The organism is Acidisphaera rubrifaciens HS-AP3 (assembly GCF_000964365.1).
GTDB classification, from domain to species: Bacteria; Pseudomonadota; Alphaproteobacteria; order Acetobacterales; family Acetobacteraceae; genus Acidisphaera; species Acidisphaera rubrifaciens.
In genome coordinates, this window is record NZ_BANB01000479.1 from 1 (window position 1) to 1,059 (window position 1,059).

General features: G+C 73.1%; 1 protein-coding gene. It reads left to right on the forward strand.

The window, feature by feature from the left end; genetic code table 11:
• Positions 1 to 245: 245 nt before the first annotated feature.
• Complete coding sequence (locus B8460_RS13340) at positions 246 to 1,040, forward strand: gamma-glutamyl-gamma-aminobutyrate hydrolase family protein (RefSeq protein WP_048862098.1); 795 nt, start codon at positions 246 to 248, stop codon at positions 1,038 to 1,040.
• The last annotated feature ends 19 nt before the right edge of the window (positions 1,041 to 1,059 follow it).

Here is a 1,059-nt window from a genome sequence, read left to right on the forward strand (position 1 = left end):
GCCCGCCGCCGGCCGCGGGCCGCCGCCGGCGCGGCGGCGACAGCGGCAACGAGGGCAATGACGGGCGGTGACGGCCGCCCCGTCCGGCGTCCCGTCTGGCGCCCCGTTTCCGGTCCAATGGCCGCCGCCGGGTCCGGCCGCGCGGCCCGTCAGTGATTTGCGCCACAGTCTTTATGGCAGTTGTGCGGTAGCGTTGGCTTCATTTTTGCCTGTTAGAGGCCGACACTCTGCGGCAGGAGGCGCCGATGAAGCCGCTGATCGGGATTAGCTGCTGCCGAAAGGATTTCGGCATCTTCAACATGCCCAACCACGCCGCGTCCGACACCTATGTCCGCGCGGTGTGCGAGGTGGTGGGCGGCGTGCCGATCCTGATGCCGGCCTGCGGCGACGCCTCCGACCCCGCCGTGCTGCTCGACCGGCTCGACGGCCTCATCCTCACCGGCAGCCGCTCGAACGTGGAGCCCGCGCTGTACGGCGGCACCCCGCACCCCCCCGGCGTGTGGGAGGATCATGCCCGCGACTCCGCCACCATGCCGATGATCCGCGGCGCGGTGCGCACCGGCCTGCCGCTGCTCGCCATCTGCCGCGGCCTGCAGGAGGTCAACGTCGCCCTCGGCGGCAGCCTGCACCAGCGCATCCAGGACCTGCCCGGCCGGCTCGACCACTCGACCCCGATCGTGCAGTCGGCGTCGGTGCGGCATGGCAAGGCGCATTGGGCCGATCTGCGCCCCGGCGGCGCGCTGGCCGAAATGGCGGGCACCACCCGGATCGCCGTGAACTCGCTGCACAACCAGGGCATCGACCGCCTCGCCCCAGGGCTAGTGGTGGAGGCGACCGCGCCCGACGGCACGATCGAGGCGATTTCCGCCCCCGACGCGCCCGGCTTCGTCCTCGGCGTGCAGTGGCACCCGGAATACGATTTCCGCGAGGATGCCGTCTCCCGCCGCATCTTCGCCCGCTTTGCCGAGGCGGTGCGCCGCCGCATTGCCGCCCGCGCGCCGGTGGCCGGCGGCCCCGCGCTCGATTGCGCCGCCGACTGAGGCGCCGACTGCGGCGCCC